Annotated in this window: 19 protein-coding genes (1 of these 19 cut by a window edge); 14 read left to right on the top strand and 5 right to left on the bottom strand. The window is 61.1% G+C overall.

The window, feature by feature from the left end:
• Positions 1–7 precede the first annotated feature (7 nt).
• Both PM3016_RS00705 and PM3016_RS00710 read right to left on the bottom strand, forming a co-directional pair.
• The gene (locus PM3016_RS00705) at positions 8–259 is read right to left on the bottom strand and encodes an acyl carrier protein (RefSeq protein WP_013913971.1); all 252 of its coding nucleotides are present in this window, start codon (positions 257–259) and stop codon (positions 8–10) included.
• Positions 260–368: 109 nt separating this feature from the next.
• Positions 369–3,635 (bottom strand): FG-GAP-like repeat-containing protein, encoded by a 3,267-nt coding sequence (locus PM3016_RS00710; RefSeq protein ID WP_041619007.1) that lies wholly within the window; start codon positions 3,633–3,635, stop codon positions 369–371.
• A 250-nt stretch (positions 3,636–3,885) separates the two neighbouring features.
• Between PM3016_RS00710 and PM3016_RS00715 the strand changes: the two genes are divergently transcribed.
• The 8 genes from PM3016_RS00715 (at position 3,886) to PM3016_RS00750 (ending at position 13,274) form a co-directional block, all read left to right on the top strand.
• Positions 3,886–6,405 carry a U32 family peptidase gene (locus PM3016_RS00715; protein WP_014368127.1) on the top strand — a complete coding sequence of 840 codons (2,520 nt, stop codon included), beginning with the start codon at positions 3,886–3,888 and terminating at the stop codon, positions 6,403–6,405.
• Positions 6,406–6,649: 244 nt separating this feature from the next.
• The gene (locus tag PM3016_RS00720; RefSeq protein ID WP_238540409.1) at positions 6,650–7,021 is read left to right on the top strand and encodes a hypothetical protein; all 372 of its coding nucleotides are present in this window, start codon (positions 6,650–6,652) and stop codon (positions 7,019–7,021) included.
• A gap of 244 nt (positions 7,022–7,265) precedes the next feature.
• The gene (locus PM3016_RS00725; RefSeq protein ID WP_187297993.1) at positions 7,266–8,366 is read left to right on the top strand and encodes an ABC transporter ATP-binding protein; all 1,101 of its coding nucleotides are present in this window, start codon (positions 7,266–7,268) and stop codon (positions 8,364–8,366) included.
• Positions 8,359–9,072, top strand: coding sequence for an ABC transporter permease subunit (locus PM3016_RS00730; protein WP_041616437.1), 714 nt, complete (start codon positions 8,359–8,361; stop codon positions 9,070–9,072). Before PM3016_RS00725 ends, PM3016_RS00730 begins: the two co-directional genes overlap by 8 nt.
• A gap of 15 nt (positions 9,073–9,087) precedes the next feature.
• Positions 9,088–10,482 carry a GldG family protein gene (locus PM3016_RS00735; RefSeq protein ID WP_014368130.1) on the top strand — a complete coding sequence of 465 codons (1,395 nt, stop codon included), beginning with the start codon at positions 9,088–9,090 and terminating at the stop codon, positions 10,480–10,482.
• Positions 10,479–11,477, top strand: a complete 999-nt coding sequence (locus PM3016_RS00740; protein WP_014368131.1) for a DUF4340 domain-containing protein — start codon at positions 10,479–10,481, stop codon at positions 11,475–11,477. The genes PM3016_RS00735 and PM3016_RS00740 overlap by 4 nt, the downstream gene beginning before the upstream one ends.
• Before the next feature lie 307 nt (positions 11,478–11,784).
• A complete protein-coding gene (locus PM3016_RS00745; protein WP_014368132.1) occupies positions 11,785–12,486 on the top strand; it encodes a PIG-L deacetylase family protein in 702 nt (233 codons plus the stop codon).
• 167 nt (positions 12,487–12,653) lie between these two features.
• Entirely contained in the window at positions 12,654–13,274 is a 621-nt protein-coding gene (locus PM3016_RS00750) for an HAD-IA family hydrolase (protein WP_014368133.1), read from the top strand.
• Positions 13,275–13,329: 55 nt separating this feature from the next.
• On the opposite strand, the gene PM3016_RS00755 is transcribed toward PM3016_RS00750, so the two are convergent.
• Together PM3016_RS00755 and PM3016_RS00760 are read right to left on the bottom strand one after the other, a co-directional pair.
• Complete coding sequence (locus tag PM3016_RS00755; RefSeq protein WP_013913984.1) at positions 13,330–13,665, bottom strand: carboxymuconolactone decarboxylase family protein; 336 nt, start codon at positions 13,663–13,665, stop codon at positions 13,330–13,332.
• Positions 13,666–13,934: 269 nt separating this feature from the next.
• Complete coding sequence (locus tag PM3016_RS00760) at positions 13,935–14,360, bottom strand: MarR family winged helix-turn-helix transcriptional regulator (protein WP_014368134.1); 426 nt, start codon at positions 14,358–14,360, stop codon at positions 13,935–13,937.
• 205 nt (positions 14,361–14,565) lie between these two features.
• Between PM3016_RS00760 and PM3016_RS00765 the strand changes: the two genes are divergently transcribed.
• Positions 14,566–14,808, top strand: a complete 243-nt coding sequence (locus PM3016_RS00765) for a hypothetical protein (RefSeq protein WP_013913986.1) — start codon at positions 14,566–14,568, stop codon at positions 14,806–14,808.
• Between the two features lie 24 nt (positions 14,809–14,832).
• Positions 14,833–15,876, top strand: coding sequence for a spore coat protein (locus tag PM3016_RS00770; protein ID WP_014368135.1), 1,044 nt, complete (start codon positions 14,833–14,835; stop codon positions 15,874–15,876).
• Between the two features lie 198 nt (positions 15,877–16,074).
• Here the strand turns inward: PM3016_RS00770 and PM3016_RS00775 are convergent, their stop codons facing one another.
• A complete protein-coding gene (locus PM3016_RS00775) occupies positions 16,075–16,392 on the bottom strand; it encodes a hypothetical protein (protein ID WP_013913988.1) in 318 nt (105 codons plus the stop codon).
• A 191-nt stretch (positions 16,393–16,583) separates the two neighbouring features.
• On the opposite strand from PM3016_RS00775, the gene PM3016_RS00780 reads away from it, so the two are divergent.
• The 4 genes from PM3016_RS00780 to ligA form a co-directional block, all read left to right on the top strand.
• Positions 16,584–17,183, top strand: coding sequence for a hypothetical protein (locus tag PM3016_RS00780; RefSeq protein ID WP_014368136.1), 600 nt, complete (start codon positions 16,584–16,586; stop codon positions 17,181–17,183).
• A 380-nt stretch (positions 17,184–17,563) separates the two neighbouring features.
• Entirely contained in the window at positions 17,564–18,274 is a 711-nt protein-coding gene (pcrB, locus tag PM3016_RS00785) for a heptaprenylglyceryl phosphate synthase (protein ID WP_013913990.1), read from the top strand.
• A gap of 36 nt (positions 18,275–18,310) precedes the next feature.
• Positions 18,311–20,626, top strand: a complete 2,316-nt coding sequence (gene pcrA, locus PM3016_RS00790) for a DNA helicase PcrA (RefSeq protein WP_014368137.1) — start codon at positions 18,311–18,313, stop codon at positions 20,624–20,626.
• 56 nt (positions 20,627–20,682) lie between these two features.
• Positions 20,683–21,852 carry the 5' portion of an NAD-dependent DNA ligase LigA gene (gene ligA, locus PM3016_RS00795; protein WP_013913992.1) on the top strand. 849 nt of this gene lie beyond the right edge of the window, so the window shows 1,170 of its 2,019 coding nt (coding positions 1–1,170); its start codon is at positions 20,683–20,685; its stop codon lies beyond the right edge, outside the window.

Below are 21,852 nucleotides of genomic sequence, written 5' to 3' on the forward strand. Positions count from 1 at the left end.
GATGATGTTAAGCCCCCTTCTTGGTGTGGATGAACGTCGCAATCTCGCGGACGGTGTTCATCGGGTACAGCATCAGATCCTGGTTCGTCACCGCGATGCCGTAGGTCTTCTCGATGTGGGCGATCAGGGCAGTCGCTCCGATGGAGTCAATGTAGCCGTAGTCGAAGAGATGCACGTCAACCGTGAAGTCGTCATCGTCCTCTTCGATTTCGTAACGGGTACGGATATGGGATTCGAGTTCTTGAAGCAGGTCCTGCATGGGAAAGCCTCCTTGAAGTGGATATGTACCTATAAAATGGAGCGGGACGGAGCAGGGGAAAAGCTCAAGAGCCTTCCGCTTGCGTGCCGTCCGCCCCGGGATCTTCCGTTTACTTGGGGGAGCGGATCGTGACGGTCCCGGCCTCCCCGAAGTGAGTGATGGTGTAGATGCCGCGCGCCTCGTCGCCCTCGATCCGCAGATCGGTGCCTTCGAACACCGGCTTCACCGGACTGTACAGCTGCACCTGCTGCATACCGTCCGCACCGAAGCGCAGGATCCGGGATTCATCCCGGGTCTCCAGCGTATAAGGCACGTTCACGCGGAGCAGGTGGAAGGCGGCGGTATCCTCCGCTGCGGTTGTCCCCGGCGGGGCGAAGCGGATCTCCGCCTGGTCGGGGACGCCGAGGTACAGCTTACCGCCGCGCGTATCGCGCACTTCGGCATCCGTGACGGCGTCCCGTGCGGCATAGGCCTGTCCGCGCTCCACGGCAAGCCCGAGCGTACCGCGGTATTCGGCGGCCTGCTGCGGGACGGCGGAAGCGTCGGCGCGGACCCGGAAGCGGGGCTCGGTTTCCTGCCCGAGCAGCCGTCTGGCCCGGTCCAGCAGCACTTCGCGCCAAGGCCGGTAGAGCTCGACCTCGGTGGTCATCGCATTCAGGAACGAGCGCGCCATCTGCGTTTCGGTCATGAAGTTATAACCGTATAGATTGCGCAGTCCGTCCAGGTACGTGACGAACTCGGTTAATTCGCCGACGCGAAGCGGGAAATGATATTCGATATGTTCGAAATAATCGACCGGCAGGTCTAGCGCCGCATAGGCGTCGAACAGGTCGGTCGTCGCGTAAGCTCCTTTGCGGAGGACCGGCGCCGGGGTATACAGCATCATCGGCTTCGTAAGCAGCGGCTCTCCGGACGGGTCGCTCATCAGGAACGGCAGCCCCCAGCTGTACTCGGGCCCAAGCCTCGGGTCATGCTCGGCATAAGACGGCTTGAAGCCGAAGTTGAACCAGATGCCGGCATCCCGCTCGTTATCGAGCGTCTGGACCCGGTCCGGGTTGTTTATGCGCCAGGTATGCTGGTTCGTGCCGGTGTGCTCCCATGGAATGCCGAGCTTCGCGAACGCCTGACGGTGAAGCTCGATCTCCTGGCGCTCCTGCTCGTCGCTGGTATAGTTATGCACGTATATGTGCGGGTACAGCTCGAGGGCGTTCGCGCGGCTGTAGTCGATGAATTCCTTGAGCTGCCCGGCATACGGGAAGCCCGGATCGTCGATCGGCTTCGGCATCCCGAACTCGAGCTGCCCGGCAATGAGGTCGTCGAGCCCGTCGCCGTTCAGGTCGGCCCAGAGCGGCACCGCGTTATGCCCGCCGACGAGCTCCCGGCCGCCGACCTGATTCAGGGTCGCCGCCTCGATGGCGCCGTTCTCCGCCCAGGCGGGGTCGGCATTGGAGGAGCCGGTCTGCAGATACACGCGCAGGTCGCCTTCCAGGCCGCCGACCACCAGATCGAGCCGGCCATCCCCGTTCATGTCGTGCAGCGACGGGGCGGCGAACGGCTGGCCGGTGCGGACCGCCGGCTCGCCGCGGCCAAAGCTTAGCGCGCCTGTGCCCGCCGGCTGCCGCTCGCCGCGGTACAGCGTCACGGCGCCGGCGCCATCCCCGACCAGCAGGTCGGGGACGGCGTCGCCGGTGACGTCGCCCACCGCGGCCGCCAGCGGGGCGGCGCCGCGCAGCACCGCTCCGCCCGCCGTAAGCGCGGCGGGCGCGGTGAACGTGCCGCCGGCTTCGCCGTAGGCGGCCGCGAGCGTGCCGTCCGGCCGGCCGATCACAAGATCCGCCCGACCGTCGGCGTTCAGATCGTACGCCGCAGCGCTGGCGTACTCGCCCACCGCGAGCGGCTCTCCGCCGGCGAGTCGCAGAGGCATGCGCGCCCCGAACCGCGGGGGCGCTGCGAGCCCTGCCGGCAGCTGCTGCCCGGCATAGGCCGCGTCGTCCGCGCCCAGGTTCGGGTACGCGCTCAGCGTGCCGTCGGCCGAGCCGACGATGAGGTCGGCCCGGCCGTCGCCGGTCACATCCGCCAGCGCGGGCGCCGCGCGGTACGGCAGGGTGATCGGATCCCCGAGCGACGGGGATCCCGGGTAGTAGGCGCCGCGGACGGCGCCGTCCGCGCCGATAAGGCGGGTGCCGCTCGAATAGAACGAGTTCGGCGTTTCGCCGGCGAAGGCGGGCTTGTCGTTCGTGCCCGTGTTCAGGTGCACGACCACGCTCTCCTGCCAACGCTGCCAGGTGAACGCGGAGCGGACAAGCGAGAAGGACGGAATCTGGTTGTACTTCTTGAGCAGCTCCGTCCACTGGATGCCTTCCCCGTCACGGATCGCTTCCAGCGCCTCGAAGTGGTTCTGGTGGGCCATGGCGGGCCGGCCGTACGGGCCGTACGTCTTCTCGACGCTGTACCCGAGCTTCTCCTTCGAGACGAAGGCGGCGTACTCGCTGCGCAGCAGCGCGCTGCCCGCCGCGAAGGAGAAGTTGAACGAGGGCTCCGTCTTCAGCGCCAGCCGGTTGAAGTACTTGGCTCCCGTCACCGGCTGCAGCGAGGCGTTGCGCTCCGCTGCGAGGCGGTCGAAGCCGAGCGTGCCGTCCATCCCGCTGACGAGATCGTAGCCGGTCGGATAATACCGGCTGGGCAGCAGGGCCCCGCAGAAGAAGACGGTGCCTTCCCCGTAGCGGTTCAGTGTGAAGAGGGCGGTGCCATCCAGCGTCACCAGCGGCTGAGCCGTGCCCGGGACGATCCCCTGGCCCCAGGAGAAGCCGCTGAGCGTGCCGGCGGTGTCATGGCGCAGATACGTCTCGGTGAAGAGGCGCAGCAGCTGCTGGATGCCCTGCTCGTTCAGGCCGACGGCGGGATAAGCGAGAAGCCCCGTATCCTTGTCCGGCGGGGACAGCGCGGCGGCCTGCAGCTTTTCTTTGGGAGGCGCTTTGACGGGCGTCAGGGCCGCGGCGCCGAGCACCTCCAGCGGAAAGTCATCCGCGAATGCATTTTCAAGGAACAAATGCCCTCCCCCGGCGGCATAGTCCGCAAGCAGCTTCCGCTGCTCCCCGGTCAGGTGCCCGTCGAGGTTCGGGTCGAGAACAATCGTGTCGTAGGACCGCAGCTGCCGGGCGCCGAGCCCTTCCAGGCTGCGTCGTTCCAGCTTCAGGCCCGCTGCCGGCGATTGGCGCAGCTGGCTGTAGGCGGCGGTGTCGTAACGGTCGCCTTGCGTGGCGTACAGCATCCGGACCGTGAGTTCCTTCTCGGCGGTCCAGAGCAGAGCCGTCAGACCCGCGGCCACCAGAAGCAGAACGGCTGCCAGTGCTTTGCGGTGTCGTAGTAGGCTCAATTCTAATCCCCCATACCAGGCTGGGCTTAATTCCTCTGACATTATAGCACGGATGGGCCTTTTTGGTGAAATGATACAGGGGGAAACCGCCGCCTCGTTAGGGACATCCCCAGGTGGGTCAAACCGGCCGTTCCCTGTCCCTCCTCTTCGGTCCCCGGGTCGCTGGAACAGGGGTCCATGGTTTATAGTAGGCATTTCTGGTACACTATGAGAAAAGGGTTCTAAACTTTCCGGAGGTAATGATTACATCATGCGTGACATTCGCAAAAGCGATATCGAGCTGCTGGCTCCTGCAGGGGATTGGGATTGTTTGCGGGCGGCCGTGGCGAACGGGGCGGACGCGGTCTTTTTCGGCGTGGAGAAGTTCAACGCCAGGGCGCGCGCCCATAATTTTCATACGGACGAGCTGCCGGATATCATATCGTTCCTGCACCGCTATGGGGTGAAGGGGTTTTTGACGTTTAACATATTGGTCTTTGAAGAAGAACTGGAGAGCGCCAAAGAGCTCATCGAAGCCTGTATTGACGCCGGCGTGGATGCAGTCATCGTGCAGGACCTCGGTCTGGTCAAGATGATCCGCGAGCTCTCGCCGGATTTCCCGATTCACGGCTCGACCCAGATGACGATCACCTCGCCGGAGGCCGTCGAGTTCACGAAGCCGTTCGATATCGAGCGGGTCGTGCTTGGCCGCGAGAACAATCTGAAGCAGATCAAGACGATCGGCGACCAGGCGAAGCTTCCGATGGAGGTGTTCGTGCACGGCGCGCTCTGCGTGTCCTATTCCGGACAGTGCCTGACCTCCGAGATGTGGGGAGGCCGTTCGGCGAACCGCGGGGAGTGCGCACAGGCATGCCGTCTGCCGTATGACCTCATGGTCGACGGCGAGCACAAGCCGATGGGCGACATCGCCTATCTCCTGTCGCCGAAGGACCTGGCGGCGCTTGAGCTCGTTCCGGAGCTGATCGAAGCGGGCGTGACCTCGTTCAAGATCGAAGGGCGTCTGAAGAGCCCCGAGTATGTGGCGAACGTGGTAAGCAAGTACCGCAAGGCGATCGACCGGTATTTCGACGGGGAGAACCCGAGGCCGACGAAGGAAGAGCTGCGCGAGCTCGAGCAGAGCTTCTCGCGCGGATTTACGCACGGCTTCCTCGAGGGCACGAACAACAAGCAGCTCGTGGAGGGCACCTATCCGAAGAGCCGCGGCGTGTATCTCGGCCGCGTGAAGCAGATCCTGCGCGACGGCGTCGTCTGCGAGCTGGAAGCGCCGCTGAAGCGGGGCGACGGCATCGTGTTCGACGCGGGCGACCCGACGAAGAAGGAAGAGGGCGGCCGCGTGTACGACCTGCGCCGCAAGGGCGTCAAGTTCGAAGGCGAAGCGCCGGGCGGGGAGATCGAGATCATCCCGGGCCGCAATGACGTGGCGCTCGCGCGCCTGCACGTCGGCGACCGGATCTGGAAGACGAACGATCCGCATCTCGACAAGCGCCTGCGCCAGACGTTCGAGACGGACAAGCCTTACCGTACGTTCCCTGTGCATGTACGCGTGACGGGAGCGGCCGGCCAGCCGCTGAAGAGCGTCTGGACGGATACGATTCTCGGGAACACGGTCACCGTAGAGTCCGAGCTGCCGCTGGCTGTGGCCGAGAAGCGCCCGATGACCGCGGAGCTGTTCGAGGAGCAGTTCGGCCGGCTCGGCGGCACGGTGTTCGAGCTCGCCGGCGTCGATGTCCAGCTGGCCGGCGATCTGATCGTGCCGATGCGCGAGCTGAACTCGATGCGCCGGGAAGCGGCGGAGCGGCTGCTGGAGCTGCGCGAGAAGCCGCCGGCGTACATCAAGCGCTCCGTCGGTGCCTACGATGACGCACCGCTGACACCTCCTGTGTCCGCTCTGCCGTCAGGAGGGAAAGCGCAGGCCCGTTTGACCGTGCTCTGCCGGTCGCTCGAGCAGGTGGTCGAAGCCTGCCGGTCGGACATCGACATGGTGTATGCGGACTTTGAATTCATCAAGCAGTTCCCGGCCGCGGTGGAAGCCGCCCATGCCGCAGGCAAGCGCATCGCGCTGGCCACGCCGCGGATTCATATGCCGGGGGAGACGGGCTACTTCAAGAACATCCTGAATCTGGGCCCGGATGCGGTGCTCGTGCGCAATACGGGAGCGGTCTACTGGTTCCTGCGCTACTTCGCCGAGCATCCGTCCGAGAAGCGTCCGATGCTCATCGGCGACTTCTCGCTGAACGTGGCCAACCACAAGGCCGTATCCTTGTTCCGGGAAGCCGGACTCGACCGGGTCACGCCGTCCTACGATCTCAACGTCCAGCAGATGGTGGACCTGCTCCGGCGGAGCGACACTTCGACATTAGAAGTGGTCATTCATCAGCATCTGCCAATGTTCCACACGGAACATTGCGTGTACTGCACGTTCATGAGCCCGGGCACGAACTATACGAACTGCGGGCGTCCGTGCGAAGAGCAGCGGGCCTCGCTGAGAGACCGTGTCGGCTTCTCCCACCCGGTACGGGTGGACGAAGGCTGCCGCAACACGGTGTACAATGCCATCGACCAGTCGGGGGCGGAGTATCTCAAGGACTTCATGGAGCTCGGGGTGTCCACCTTCCGCGTGGAATTCCTGGAGGAGTCCGCAGAGAAAGTGCGTGAGGTCCTGGGTCTGTACGGGCGGGCGCTGCGCGGCGAGATCAGCGGCACCCAGGTGTGGAAGACGCTGAAGTCCACGAACCAGCTCGGCGTCACCCGCGGGCAGCTTGTAAAATAAGGTAAGCGCCGTTTTCGGAAAGCAGGAGCTTTCGGAAGGCGGCGTTTTTTTTCGTCTGCCCTCTTTCCCGATCCTCCCCTAAAGAAAATATTAGGTAGAAGAGGGCTCCCGGCAGCCGCAATCCCGTATCCAAAACCAATGGTTCCCTGTAAGATATAGGCAGGGGTTATTTTCCAAAATCGTACGGAAAGGGCAGCGTTGGGCAAGAGCTTGCAGCCGGGAGCTGGAGAGGACGGGACATAAGATGAAGAGAGCATCAAGAAGCATGTTGGTCTTCGGCGTATATCTGCTTGTACTGGGTCTGCTGCTGTTTCTGCTGCCCGGTCCGCTGAGGGAACTGCTGGGGATTGAAGAGGTGCCCAAGGTATGGCTTCGTTTTATCGGCGAACTGCTGGCCTTCCTCGGAGGCTATTATGTGCTCGCAGCGCGCAAAGGATGGTATGAGTTCTTCCGGCTTTCGGTTTGGCTGCGGGCGCTGGTCTTCATCTCCGTAACCGGTTTTGTGCTGGGGAAGGCGATGCCCGTCGTGTTTGTCCCTTTGGGTCTCATCGATCTGGCCGGAGCCGCTTGGACGGGATGGGCCATGAAACGGGAGCCCCGGGAACAGAAGCATTGAGCGGATGAAGCGATTCCCTGAAGTGAATAGATAACAGGAAGGACACCGGTTCCCCTCGGGAATGCGGTGTTTTTGGCATGCCCTTTGCTGACCTCGACACACTTTTGTCACAATTTAGACACAAATTTTTAATCTCTTTTTCAGGTGAAGTTAAGGTTGCCTTAGGATTGCACTTGTATAGTGGCTTTGGTTAAGGCGGGCCTAAGTTGGATATGGCTTGATAGTGAAGGAATTTGTGGGACGAATGGAGGTTTTGACCGTGCTTGAGGTCAAAGGAGTCAGCAAATTATACGAGAACCAGAGAGGGGTCCGGAACATCGATTTTTCGATGAACCGCGGGGAGATTGTCGGGTTTCTCGGTCCGAACGGGGCTGGCAAAACAACGACGATGCGGATGATCACCGGCTATTTGAACCCGACGCACGGCAGCATCACGATCGACGGCCTGTCGATGGCCGAGCATTCGAAGAAGGCCCGGCAGAAGATCGGCTATCTGCCGGAGACACCACCGCTCTATCCCGAGATGACGGTGTCCGCCTATCTCCAGTTTATTGCGGACCTGAGGGACATTCCTGCCAGAGACCAGAAGCGGCGGATCGGGGAAGTGATCGAGCGGCTCGGGCTGCAGGGACGGGAGCGGCAGATCATCCGGAGCCTCTCCAAGGGCTATAAGCAGCGGATCGGCCTGGCGCAGGCGATTCTGCACAATCCGGACCTGCTCGTGCTCGACGAGCCGACGTCCGGTCTCGATCCGAAACAGATCATCGAGATCCGCCAGCTGATCCGTGAGCTGGGGGAGAACCATACCGTGCTGCTCTCCACGCACATCCTGCCGGAGATCAATACGCTGTGCAACCGCGTGCTGATCATTAACGGCGGGCAGATCGTGCTGGACGGCCAGCCGGATCAGCTCGCCAATTCCATGGGCGAGACGTTTGAGGTGTCGCTGGAGGTCCGCGGTCCGCGCGAAGCCGTGCTGGCCGAGCTCGCTTCGGTGCCGGGGGTGGGCAGCGTGCGGGAGCTGGGCGCCGAGGGAGCGCAGACGGCGTCCGCAGCACTGCCTGAGGTCGAAGCGGCGGAGCTCCCGGCTGCAGACCTGGCAGGTCAGCCTGCGGACGCTGCCGCCGCCCCAGCCAGCGTGAAGGTGATCGTCACCTCCAGCGACCGTGAGGATATCCGGGAAGCGCTGTTCTACCGGCTGGCGGAGAAGCGCTATCCGATCCTTACCATGAAGCGGGAGAGCCTCAGTCTCGAGGAGATCTTCCTGAAGCTGACGACAAGCGAATCGCTGGAGAGCGCGGCTGCGGCCGAGACGAACGAGGGGGAGGTGAAGGAGCATGCGTAGAATGATGGCCATGACGAAGAAGGAGCTTCAGCATTATTTCTACTCGCCGATCGCTTATGCGGCGTTCGCGTTCTTTTTCCTCATTGCGGGCTACTTCTTCAGTGCGAACTTCCTGTATCCGCCTTATTATGTGGACGTGCGCCCGATCTTCGGCTCGACGACGTTCGTATTCCTCTTCATCATCCCGCTGTTGACGATGCGGCTGGTTTCCGACGAGCTGCGCCAGGGCACCGATGAGCTTCTGCTGACTTCACCCGTATCGCTGACGGAGATTGTGCTCGGCAAGTACCTCGCCGCCGTCGTCGTGCAGCTGCTGCTCGTCGTGGGCAGCCTCATCTATCCGCTGATTCTCAGCGCCTTCGGGGAGCTGGACCAGCCGGTGCTGTGGATGTCGTACCTCGCGATGTTCCTGATGGGAGCGGCGATGATGGCCGTCGGCCTGTTCGCTTCCTCGCTGTCGGCGCACCAGATGGTATCGGGCATTATCGGGTTTGCGATTCTGCTCGTGTTCTGGACGATTGAGTGGCTTGGCGATACTGTGGGCGGCAGGATCAAGGACTATCTGGGCCTGTTCTCGATTGTGGGGCGCACGAGCGACCTGCAGAAGGGCGTGCTCGACTTCGCGGACGTCCTGTTCTATGTGACGCTGATCGCGGTGTTCCTGCTGCTGAGCATCCAGGTGCTCGAACGCAAACGCTGGAGATAAAGGGGGAAGAGGCAAGTGAACAAGTGGATCCGCGGAACGAACGCGACCGTGCTGTCGCTGGCGGTGATCGGCATCTTCATCGTGCTGACGATTTTTCTGAACTCGGTGAAGAACCTCCAGGTCGACTTTACGAAGGATAACAAATTTACGCTGGCCGATCAGACGCTCCAGACGCTGAAGGCGCTGGACCAGGACGTGCGCATTATTGCGTTCACGAGCGACCAGACCGAGCCGATCATCTCGCGGCAGGTATCGGATCTCGTGCAGGAATACAAGCGGCAGAACGGCAAAATCACCTTCGACGAGTACGATCTCGTCAAGAATCCGGCTGTCGCGAAGAATTACGAGGTGGACCCGGCCGGCACGCTGGTCGTGGAGAGCGGCACCCAGAAGAAAACGCTCTACTATTACGACATGTTCATTCCGGGGCAGCAGCAGGGCGAGGTGTACAAGTTCAGCGGGGAAGAGAAGCTGACGCAGGCCCTGGCGAACCTGAACTCCAAGGAGAAGCGTAAGGTATACTTCCTCTCAGGCCACAATGAGATGCCTCTCAGCCAAATGAATCTGTGGCGCAGCGGGCTCGAGGGCGAGAACTATGAAGTGAACGAGCTTAACCTGCTGCGGGAAGGCAAAATCCCGGATGATGCCGAAGTGCTCTTCATCATCGGTCCGGAGAACGATCTCTCCGACAAGGAAGCGGAGCTTGTGAAGACCTACCTGAGCGGCAAGGGCAAGCTGTATCTGGCGCTCGGCTTCAATAAGGACATGGCGTCCGGCTGGAAAAGCCTCGACTCGATCATGGCCCAATACGGGATCAAGGATCAGCATGCGGTGGCCATCGAGCCGAAGCAGAGCATGCTGTACGATCCGCTGACGATCATTCCGGAATACGGCAGCCATGAGATTACGAGCAAGCTTCAGCAGTACAATCTGCTGACGATGATGACGCTGGCGGTCAGCCTGGGCTCCGATCAGCCGGTGGCCGACTTCCCGGCCACGCCGATCCTGAAGACGACGGACAAGGCGTACGGCGAGACGGATCTGCAGACCTTGGCGAACTCCAGCCGCAGCGCCAATGACGCCAATGACGTGAAGGGGCCGCTGAACCTGGGCTATGTCGTCGAGGACAAGGACAAGAAGCCGAAGGCGGTGGTGCTCGGCGGATCGACATTCTTCCAGGACAGCATTATCCAGCAGCAGGGCAACCGGGACTTCGCCCTGAACAGCGTCGGCTGGCTGCAGGAGCAGAAGGATCAGGTGACGATCCGGCCGCGGGAAGGCGACGCGCCGCAGACGGCCGCACTGACCCAGAGCCAGGGCAGCACGATTTTCTATGGCACGGTGCTTCTGTACCCGCTGTTCTTCCTCATCATCGGCGGATTGATCTGGTGGAGGAGGAGACTGGGATGAAGCGGCTGATACCGACCCTCGTTCTTGTCCTTCTCTGCATCGGCGGATTCTGGTACGCCTCCAGCAAGGATTTCTTCAAGGAAAAGCCGCCGGAGACCCCGGCGCTCGTGACGGTGAGCAAGCAGGATGTGACGGGATATACGATCAAGAACGGCGACACGGTCGTCGAGATGGCACAGAAGGACGGCAAGTGGACGATGACGAAGCCGTCTGCACTGCCTCTGAATGACTACGAGCCGGGGGCTTGGGTGGACAGCTTCACGAATGCGAAGAAGGAGAAAACGGTGGATGCCAATCCGTCGGATCTGGCGCAGTTCGGGCTGGCCCAGCCGAACCAGGAGTTCACGGTGACGCTGAAGGACGGCACGAAGCATACGCTGTCCGTAGGCGATCCGGTGGCCGTGCAGGGCTTCTACTACGCCAAGTTCGGCTCATCGCCGGAGGTATTCCAGCTTGCGGAGATGCATGTCACGTCGCTGGCCAAGCAGCCGCTCGACTTCATGGAGAAGAGTCCGGTGAAGCTGAACTATGAAGCGGTCCGTTCCATCGCGGTAGACTATAAGGGCGGGAAGTGGACCCTGACCAAGGCCGAGACGGACAAAAAGTCGTACGAAGCGAATTGGAAGCTCGGCGATCAGGAAGTGAAGGGGGCCGACGCCTCGGCTTACCTGGACAAGGTGTCCTTCCTGACGACCGACCAGCCGGCCAAGGCTTCCGCCGAGGTGAAAGGGCTGGACCAGCCGGATCTGCGGCTGGAGGTCAAGGAAGCCGATGCCGAAGGCAAGGAAACGGCTGCCCTTTATACCGGCAAGCTGGACGGTGCGAATGTATGGATCGCGAAGCAGGGCGACGCGTGGGCCTTCTCCGTGCCGGCCGCAAGCGTCCAGGAGCTGGCCGACCTGCCGAAGACGAAGGCGGCCGAAGGAGCGGCGGCGGGAGACGCTGCCGCCCCGGCCCCTGCGGCACCGCAAGACGCGGCCAAGGAGCAGAAGTAGCGCCTAAGGCCAAGAGCTTTCATAAAGGCTTGCCTGAAGGGAGGAATCCCGGAAGGCGGCCTCTTTTTTTGGCAGATAAGGATATCCTAAGGGCCGCATGGTCTTGGGGCTGCCCCGGGCCGTCTTCTTAAGAAGGCGCGGCCGGTCCCATGGCCGGATGAAGACTGTGTTCCCCGATGGGCCCGCTGGGCTGGGTCCGCAAGGGCCTCTCAAGGTCTCTCCAGGGATTCACCTGTCAGGACGGCGTCGTTAAATATACCGCCTGTTGGGGTATAATGGCTGTAGAAGGAAAGGAGAGGTACCTACCATGAAGGAGGCCGTGATTGGATTCGTATTGGCCCACCCGGATGACGAAACCTTCGGCAGCGCCGTCTTGGCGCGGGAACTGGCCGATGCGGGCCACCGGGTGGTTCTGCTGTCGGCTACCAAAGGGGATGCGGGACAGAGCGGGCCGCTCGGCCCCATGAGCCGTGGAGAGCTCGCCGAGGTGCGGGTGAAGGAGCTTGCGGAAGCGGCGGAGATTCTCGGGATCCGGGAAGTGGAGCATCTGGGTTACCCGGACGGGAAGCTGGGGGACGTGCCTGCAGAGGAGCTGTCCGCCAGGATCACGGATTTTCTGAACCGGCACGGGGTGGAGATCGTCGTAACGTTCCCCGAGGACGGCGGCAACCGGCACCCGGATCATATCGCGATCTCCCGAGGAGCGCGCGATGCGGTGTTCGGCGGGGGCAGCACGTCCGTGCGCAAGCTGTATTACTTCCTCTTCGGTCCGGCGGCTGAGGGGCGGCGCATTACGTTCCGGCTCGACTCCAGGGCCGGGTGGGACGTGAAGCGGAGGGCGCTGCTTGCCCACCGGTCGCAGCGGACCGTCATCGAGAAATATTTCGGTGATCTGGAGACGACATTCCCCGAAGAGTTGAAATACGAGTCCTTTGCCCTGGCATGGACGAAGGAAGGGGATCCGGCGCGGGAGGAAGCGTCCCTGGCCGATTTCCTTGCAGGGGGATAACCAGCAGAAGTGTGCCAAAAGAGCTCTTGCATCCGGGCGGATCCGAACCGGGCAGGGGCTTTTTTTGTACTTTGTATGTAAAACAGGAAGAAAAAGGGTTGACCCTTCCTGCCCGCCGGGAGATGATGGAGACAGGACATTCGAGGGAAAGGGATGGCGGGACAGATATGAAGAAAACCGTGATATTCGATTTTGACGGGACCCTGGTGGCCTCACGCGACCTGGCGGTCCGCCTGTTCAACGAGCTGTCGGGCACCTACGGCTACCGCAGGATTCAGGAAGAGGAGATCCCCGCCTTGGCGGCTCTGTCGGTTCCCGACCGGCTTCGTGCCATCGGATGCCCGATGTACAAGCTGCCTTCCCTGCTCTTCGAGATCAAGCGGCGTTACAAGCAGGCCGTGACGGAGCTGGAGCCGGTGGACGGCATGCCCGAAGTGATGAGGGAGCTCCGCAGCCGGGGCATCCGCACCGGCATCCTCTCCTCGAACCGGCCGGACAATATCCGTGCGTTTCTGGGCCGGGGCGGGTGGGACGAGCCGGATTTCCTCTTCACGGCTACGAACCTCTTCGGCAAAGACCGGGCGATTCGCAGCCTGCTGCGGGCGGAGCGGCTGCAGCCGGAGGAGGCGCTCTATGTCGGCGATGAGCTTCGGGACATCGAAGCCTGCCGCCGGGTGAGCCTCCCCGTTGCAGCGGTTACCTGGGGCTACGACGCCGAAGATCTGCTTCGCGGGGCAGCGCCCGACCATGTGCTGGGCCGGCCGCGGGAGCTGTTGGAGCTGGTCTGAGAGGCTCGGTGCCCCGCCGGAAGGGCGCTTAGCAGGGCGCCGGGGGAGGGGCGGCTTACGGCAGTTCCTCGTATGCCCGGATGGCGTGCGTGCTGTGGGCGAGGGCCGCTCCCGCCTTCACTGCTCCGGCTACCACGGCCGCTTCCATCACTTCCTCCACGGTACCGCCAAGCGCCTTGAACTTGCTTACATGCACATCGATGCAGTAAGGGCAGCCGGTGATATGGGCGGCGGCTATCGCGATCAATTCTTTGGTGCGCGAGGGGACAGCCCCTTCGGCGAAAGCCTCCTTCTCGAACCGGAAGTAGGCGCCGGCCGCGGCGGGAACAAGTTTCTGAACGTCGGGAATCCGCTTCAGATTGGAACGGCGGTACATTACGTCATCTGTCATGTGGCGCTAGCCTCCTTGAATTTAGTTAGATATCTAATAGTTAGATATCTAATAGTTAGATAACTAACTAAATCATAGGCCGCCGGGGTGCGTTTGTCAATATGTCCCAGACATACAGCCGGAAGGACACCTGCCTGATCCCTGGCGTTTGCTGGAAAGGGGATGGGTTCAGAGCTTTTGCAGGCATTTTGAAACTGGCCCGCTCCTTCGGACATGGGGGAGGAGCGGTGCCCTCCATTGTAAACATGGATGTCCGCAGGACAGGTCAACTATTTCAGGTTGTCGCTCATCTGCTTCATCTGTCCGAGAAGCTGCTCTTTCTCGGCGGCGGTCAGATGCTCCGTCAGCCGGCGTTCGCCTTCAGCTGTAATGCGCAGGCAGGCTTCCTGCAGCTCTCTGGAAGCATCGGTCGGATAGACGCGGTTGACCCGGGTGTCCCGCTCATCGGCCTGACGCCGGATCAGCCCTTTGGCTTCCAGGCCTTTCATGAGATGGGACAGGGAGGCGGCCCGGATTCCCAATCCCTCCTGGAGGTCTTTTTGGGTCAGTCCCTCTTTCTCCCACAGCAGGAGCAGTACCCCGAGCTGGGCATTGGTGATGCCGAAGGGAGCGAGCTGTTCATCGAGATAATTGCAGATGTGGCGGTACGTGATCTTCAGCCAATACCCGAGCAGGTTGTTCATCGAAGGCTCCATGGGGACAGCTCCTTTCCTCTATCACTATACCAGATCCCATGGGGGACGGCACGGGAGGAGAGCTTGCTCGGCCGGGCTCTGCACCTTTTGCTTGGCGTCAGCGATCCATTCCGAATTCATTGTGAAAAAAAGTTTTCCATCACCCACATAATTTTCCATATCCGTGGGCAATCTACCCTTGTCGATCAGGAAAGGAGGACCTTCCATGTATAACCAACAACAGCAGCAGCAGACGCTAAGCGGCAATACGGTCACGGCCAAGGAACTCGCCTACATCTCCGACTCGCTCTCGAACGAAGAACTTCTCGCCAAGCTGGCCGTTCAGGGTGTGATGGAGAGCCAGACGCCGCAGCTGAAGCAAAAACTGGCGCAGATTGCCCAGGAGCGCCTGCAGAATACGGATCTGCTGCTCCGCACCCTGCAGCAGCATACACAGATGACCCATTAAGCATACATAGGAGGTGCCCAGGCCATGTACCAAACGAATTATAACGCCCCGCAGGGACAGCAGGCTTCCGAGCAGCGCCACCTACATCTCGACGAGCAGGACGTGGCGAAGCTGGTCCTGTCCGAGCTCAAGCGCACGGCCCGCGAATATACGACGGCGGCCCTCGAAGCCACGCATCCGGCGATCCGCCAGACGTTCATGTCGCTGACGCAGAAGACGCTTCAGGATCAGGCGGAGCTGTTTACCGTGCTGTCTCAGATTAACGGATACGGTAATATCCGCATGGCGTCCCAGCAGGATGTGCAGCAGGAGCTTCAGAACCAGTTCCGCAGAGCCGAACAGCTGCAGAGCACGGTTCAGGGAGCCGTTCAGAATGCATACTCGAGCAGTGCGGGCCTGTATCAACAGCAGAGCCAGCAGCAGGCCCAGATGCAGTCGTACCAGCAGCAGAATCAGGCGTTCCAACAACAGCAGCAGCCGTCCCCGCAGGCATACCAGACAAGTTATAATGTGGGCGGCGCCAATATTATAGCTCCTTCGTCCCAAGGCGGACAGAGCTCGTATGGAACGGGCTCGCAGGGTTCGTCCTACAGCCAGCCGTCCTCTCCGGCCCAGAGTCCGAGTCCGGGACAAGGCTACAGCTCCTCGTACAACCAGCCGCTGCTTCAGGGACAGAGCTATGCTTCGAGCTACAGCCCAAGCTTCGGCTCGGCTCAGCAGGAGAACGAATACAGCCTGAAATCCTCTGTAGCCGGCACGGACGCCGGAGAATATTACACCGCCAAGCATGCCGTGCAGGAGTACAACAGCGGCCGGTATGGCAGCAGTGCTTCCGAATCCTACGGCAGCAGCTCCCAAGCCGGGGAAACGGGCTCCAGCCAAGGGTATACGTCTTCGGGTCAGGGCTCTTCGGCTTCCCGCCAGATCGGCGGATACAGCATGAGCGGCGCTTCCGCTTCCGAATCATCCGGCAGCGCCGGAAAGATGGGTTCCTCCTCGGCAGCGGCGTCCAGACATCAGCAGAGCGGCGGCCAAGGCTCGCATCAAGGCACCAAGTACATGATGTGATGTAACAGGCCCTGGAGGTGCACCTGCTTTTCGACAAAGCGGGATGCACCTGCATGTCCTCGGGACTGCACCGGCAAGCAGGCGCACACGGATCGTCTGCGGCTGCTTGCCGTACCAGGAGACCGCTTTTTACCCCGGACGGCAGCTTCTGCGTTCCGGGGTTTTGCTTTTGATTATCTGCCTTACCGGACTACAGGATCACCGTTTACCCCTCACATGCTGGGATTTCCGCACGCGGGGGAGGGCGGTAGGGGGCTGTTTGCGGATCCACCGGAGGAATCCGGCCACGGTCTCGTTTGCGCGCAGAGACTCCAGCGTATTCAGGCCGGCGGCCAGCTCTTCATTGGTGAAGAGGGCGTGAATCTGTTTGTGGCAGGGGATGCAGAGGTCGGCCGTACCGAGAAACGTGCCTCCCCTTTCCTTGGGGGTGAGATGGTGCTCCGTTGTTTCGACGTCTTCCCGGAGGCAGAGCTCGCAGCGGCCAAGCGTCGGTTTCGGGTTCTTCTTTTTACTCATGGAATTCCCTCCTGATCGCAGGTCAGCCGGCAATCGAATCTATAAGTAATTTACCTCAGCGGGACGATCTCTATCGGGAGGCAGCGGTTTTCTTCCGAAGAAGCGGGGGAGGCGCCGCTGAGCCTAAGGAATAGTTTTTCGGATTCTACCCATAATACGAGAAAACCGCCAAACGCAGGAGGGGTACTCCGATGAAACGATTGCTGATGCTGGGCATGCTGGCCGCCCTGGTGGCCGGCTGCCAGACGACCGGAGACGGCAGCAACGACGCCAATATGAAGACCTTGCAGAAGACCGTAGGCCGGGAGCGCCTGCTTCAGACCTTCTCTCAGGTGACGCCGCCGCCTACGGGCAAGGAGGTCCTGTCGGGAACGGACGAGCAGGTCATTACATGGATCCGCCAGGTGGATGATTGGACGCACAAAGTACTGTCCTCGCCGGTCACCGGGGAGATGGACGAATATGCGATGCGGGAGATGCGCAAGCATTTGACCCAGGTTTACACGCCGCAGATGTCGCAGCAGCTCATCGATTATTTTTACCGGCACGACCCGACGGTAGGCACGTACCAGGCCAACAGCACCAAAGCCATGCTGGAACTGCGCAGCGAATGGGACCGGTATGAGCTGCGCAAGGAGCAGCCGGCAAAGAACCAGTACAAGCTCACCTTAACCGGCAGACGGCGCGGAGACGGAGCGGAATCGGTGATGAACCACTCGTCCGCCTACCAAATTCAGGGCGATCGTCTGGTCATCACCGACTTCCGGACGGAGTCCGGCAGCCCCCGTTGAACGCGGACGGCCGAAGACGGTTCATCATAGAGGCAGTGAGGGCAGGAAAGACGCGCCCCGCTGCCTTTTTTGATATGACGTGCATCCTTCAAAATCGACGAACATACATTCTTCCTTTATGATATAATAGGCGGGGGGCGGCAGGGTACTCCGGGGAAAGTTGTCTTTCATTGACACACCCCTTCCCGTAGACTAGACTAGTCCCTAGAACGATGTTTTTTTACAGCTGATGATCTCTACCATGACACTTATACGGATTTCCTGGTCCCGGCCCCATGGCACACCCGCATACTTTGATCGGTTCGCGGCGAGAGGGACTTTTTTGGCTTGAAGGAAGGCGGAAGGCCTCTCCTTCGGGTGGACAGACAGGAGGATTTTCTTTGCATCTCGATCTCAAAACATGGAAGCATGTGTTCAAATTGGACCCGGACCGGGAGCTCGGTGATGAAGAGCTGGAACGGGTATGCCTGTCAGGCACCGATGCCATTCTGGTCGGCGGGTCGACGGGCGTGACGTTCGACAATACGGTCGATCTGCTGGCCCGCGTCCGCCGATATGAGGTTCCCTGCGTGCTGGAGGTCTCTGAACAGGAGGCGATCGTGCCGGGGTTTGACCTCTACTTTATACCGGTGGTGCTCAACAGCCGCGATCCCCAGTGGATTACGGGGAGGCAGCACGCGGCGCTCAAGGAATACGGCGCGATCATGGACTGGTCCCAGATCGTCACTGAGGGATATATCATGCTCAACGGGGAGTCTTCCGCAGCCCGGATCACCTCTTCCGAGACGGAGCTCTCAGGCAGGGATGTGGAGGCTTATGCACGCCTCGCCGAGCGGCTGTTCCGCTGCCCGGTCGTCTACATGGAATACAGCGGGATCTTCGGCGATATGGCCCTGGTGAAGAAGGTATCGGGCCTGCTCGGGGAATCCCGGCTCTTCTACGGCGGCGGCATCGACGGGCCCGACAAGGCACGGCAGGCGGCGGAAGCGGCGCATACCGTTGTCGTCGGCAACAGCATTTATTACGATCTGGAGAGCGCGCTTCAGACGGTGCAGGCCGTCCGTGAAGCAGGCGGCGCAGCCGGAAGGTAACCCCGCCGCTCTCCGGTGGACAGAAAGGAACCGATTATGATTAACCAACCTATCGATATATTTCAGGCGGTCAATAAGCTCAATCCCCAGCAGAAGCAGGCGGTGGAGACGGTCGAAGGACCTCTGCTGATCATGGCCGGCGCAGGGAGCGGCAAGACGCGCGTGCTGACGCACCGCATCGCTTATCTGATTGCAACGCGCAAGGCCGCGCCTTGGAGCATCCTCGCCATCACCTTTACGAACAAGGCCGCAAGGGAGATGCAGGAGCGTGTGAGCTCCCTGGTCGGCCCGCAGGGCGGCGACATCTGGGTATCCACCTTCCACTCCATGTGCGTCCGGATTCTGCGACGCGATATTTCGCGCATCGGGTTCACCTCGAATTTCTCGATCCTGGATTCCGGCGACCAGCTCTCCGTGATCCGCAACATCATGAAGGAACAGAACATCGACTCGAAGAAATTCGAGCCGAAGGCGGTGCAGGCCGCGATCTCCAACGCGAAGAACGAGCTGCAGACCCCGGAGATGTTCGAGCGGAAGATCGGGGATTATTTTGACGGCATCGTGGCCAAGGTCTACTCTTCCTACCAGCGCAAGCTACGGGCGAACAACTCGCTGGACTTCGACGATCTCATTATGACGACGATCGAGCTGTTCAAGCAGGTCCCGGAAGTATTGGACTTCTACCAGAACAAATTCCAATACATTCACGTGGACGAGTACCAGGATACGAACCGGGCGCAGTACATGCTCTGCCGGATGCTGGCCGACAAGCACAAGCGGATCTGTGTCGTGGGCGACAGCGATCAGTCGATCTACAAGTGGCGCGGCGCGGATATTTCCAATATTCTCGACTTCGAGAAGGACTATCCGAATGCGACGACGATCCTGCTCGAGCAGAACTACCGTTCGACCTCCAACATCCTGAACGCGGCGAACAAGGTCATTGCCAACAATACGGGGCGCAAGGTCAAGAATCTGTGGACCGACAAGGCGGAAGGGGACAAAATCAAGGTCTACCAGGCCGATTCCGAGCATGAGGAAGGCTACTTCATCACGGGCGAGATCCGCCGCAACCTGGATAACGGCCGCCGCTACAAGGATCATGCGATCCTGTACCGTACGAACGCCCAGTCCCGTGTCATAGAGGAAATTCTCATCAAGTCGGATATCCCTTACCAGATCGTCGGCGGCGTGAAGTTCTACGACCGCAAAGAGATCAAGGACATTCTCGCTTACCTGAGGCTGATTTCGAATCCGGACGACGATATTTCCTTTGCCCGTGTCGTCAATGTGCCGAAGCGGGGCATCGGCGATACGTCGCTGGACCGCCTGGCGGGCGCCGCGGCGCAGTTCGGCGTCTCGCTTTTCGCTATGCTGGAGAACGTGGATTCCATCGAGATGGCGGCGAAGGCGAAGAATGCGCTCGCGGATTTCCGCGATATGATCGAGAATCTGCACCGGATGGTGGAATACCTGTCGGTCACCGAACTCACGGAGAAAATGCTGGAGCTCTCCGGCTACCGCGACGAGCTGCGGCGCGAGAACACGATCGAGTCCCAGGCCCGCCTCGAGAACATTGACGAGTTCCTGTCCGTAACGATGGACTTTGAGAAGCGCAATGAAGACAAATCGCTGGTATCCTTCCTGACGGACCTGGCGCTGATTGCGGATATCGACTCGATGAACGCCGATCCGGAAGAAGGCAAGCAGGGCGTCGTGCTCATGACGATGCACAGCGCCAAGGGCCTCGAATTCCCCGTTGTCTTTATTATGGGCCTTGAGGAAGGCGTATTTCCGCATTCCCGTGCGGTCGCCGACAACGAGGAGCTCGAAGAGGAACGCCGCCTCGCGTACGTGGGCATCACCCGTGCCGAAGAGCAGCTCTTCCTCACGTGCGCGCGGATGCGCACGCTGTTCGGCCGGACGGCGCAGAATGCGCCGTCGCGGTTCCTGCGCGAGCTTCCGCCGGAGCTGCTTGAGCCCGCCCGTCCGGGCGGCTTCGGGCGCGGCGGCGGCGCGGGGTTCGGCTCCGCCGGCGGCGAGCGCCGCTTCGGCAGTGCCGGAGGCTTCGGCGGCTCGCCGGCCGCGGCAGCGGCCCGTACGCCGGTGAGCTTCCGAGGCGGCGGGGCGGCCCCGGCCACCAGCGCAACCACAGGCGGCGCGTCCGCGGCCTCCGCGCCGAAGAGCCTCGACTTTGCCATGGGTGACAAAGTCTCGCACGGCAAATGGGGAACGGGGACCGTTGTCGCACTAAAGGGCTCGGGGGATGACACCGAGCTGCAGATCGCTTTCCCCGCCCCGGTGGGCGTGAAGCGGCTGCTCGCGAAGTTCGCGCCGATTACCAAGGTGTAATCCGCCGCATACTAGTTTTATATCCGATACGCTGCCATGAGAGGATGAAGTGATCCATGCCCTCGGCTTTGGAGACGATGCAGGCCCTGATCGATGAGATCAATAAACATAATTACTTGTATTACACGCTCGACCAGCCTTCCATTTCGGATGCGGAATGGGACGCGCTGTACAAGCGGCTGCAGGAGCTGGAGGCACAGACCGGCACGATTTTGCCGGACTCCCCAACTCTGAGAGTCGGCGGGGAGCTGCTGAAAGGCTTCGAATCCCACCGGCACATGGCCCGGCTCTGGAGTCTCGATAAGGCGCAGACCCATGACGACTTGATGGCTTGGCATGCGCGTGTCCAGAAGCTTGTGAATGACTATAACAGCAAGCACGAGGACGACCCGCTGCCTACGCCGTCCTTTGTGGTGGAGCTGAAGTTCGACGGCCTGACGCTGAACCTGACGTACGACAAGGGGGAGCTCGTCCAGGCGGCCACTCGCGGCAGCGGTGTGGTGGGAGAGGGTATCCTGGCGAATGTGAAGACGATCCGCTCCATTCCTCTGCGCATTCCGTACACGGAGGGCAAGATCGAAGTGCAGGGTGAGGGCATCATGAACCTGTCGGTGCTTGAGGCGTACAACCAGACGGCCGCGGAGCCGCTGAAGAACGCCCGCAATGCGGCGGCAGGCGCCCTCCGCAACCTCAATCCCAAAGTCACCGCGGAGCGCAAGCTCAATGCTTATTTTTACAATATCGGCTACTCGGAGTCCCTGCAGTTTACCGATCATCAGGAGATGGTCGAGTTCCTGCGGGAGAACCGTTTCAAGGTCAGTCCCCACGTCAAATTCTTCGATTCGATCGAAGCGGTGGAGGCCGAGCTGCAGCATCTCGTATCGATCCGCCATACGTTCGACTTCCTGATTGACGGACTCGTGGTCAAAGTGAACGATATGCGCACACGCGAAGTGCTGGGCTATACCGACAAATTCCCGAGATGGGCCGTCGCCTACAAGTTCGAAGCCGAAGAAGCCGTCACGACGCTGCTCGGCGTGACGTGGAACGTGGGCCGGACAGGCAAGGTTACGCCTTTGGCCCGGGTGGAGCCCGTCGATCTCGCCGGGGTAACCGTGCAGAACTGCACGCTCAATAACATGGACGATATCGAGCGGAAGAACCTGAAGCATGCGCTTGGCTCGCTGATCTATATCCGTCGTTCGAACGACGTCATTCCGGAGATT

It is taken from the genome of Paenibacillus mucilaginosus 3016 (assembly GCF_000250655.1).
GTDB lineage: Bacteria > Bacillota > Bacilli > Paenibacillales > NBRC-103111 > Paenibacillus_G > Paenibacillus_G mucilaginosus.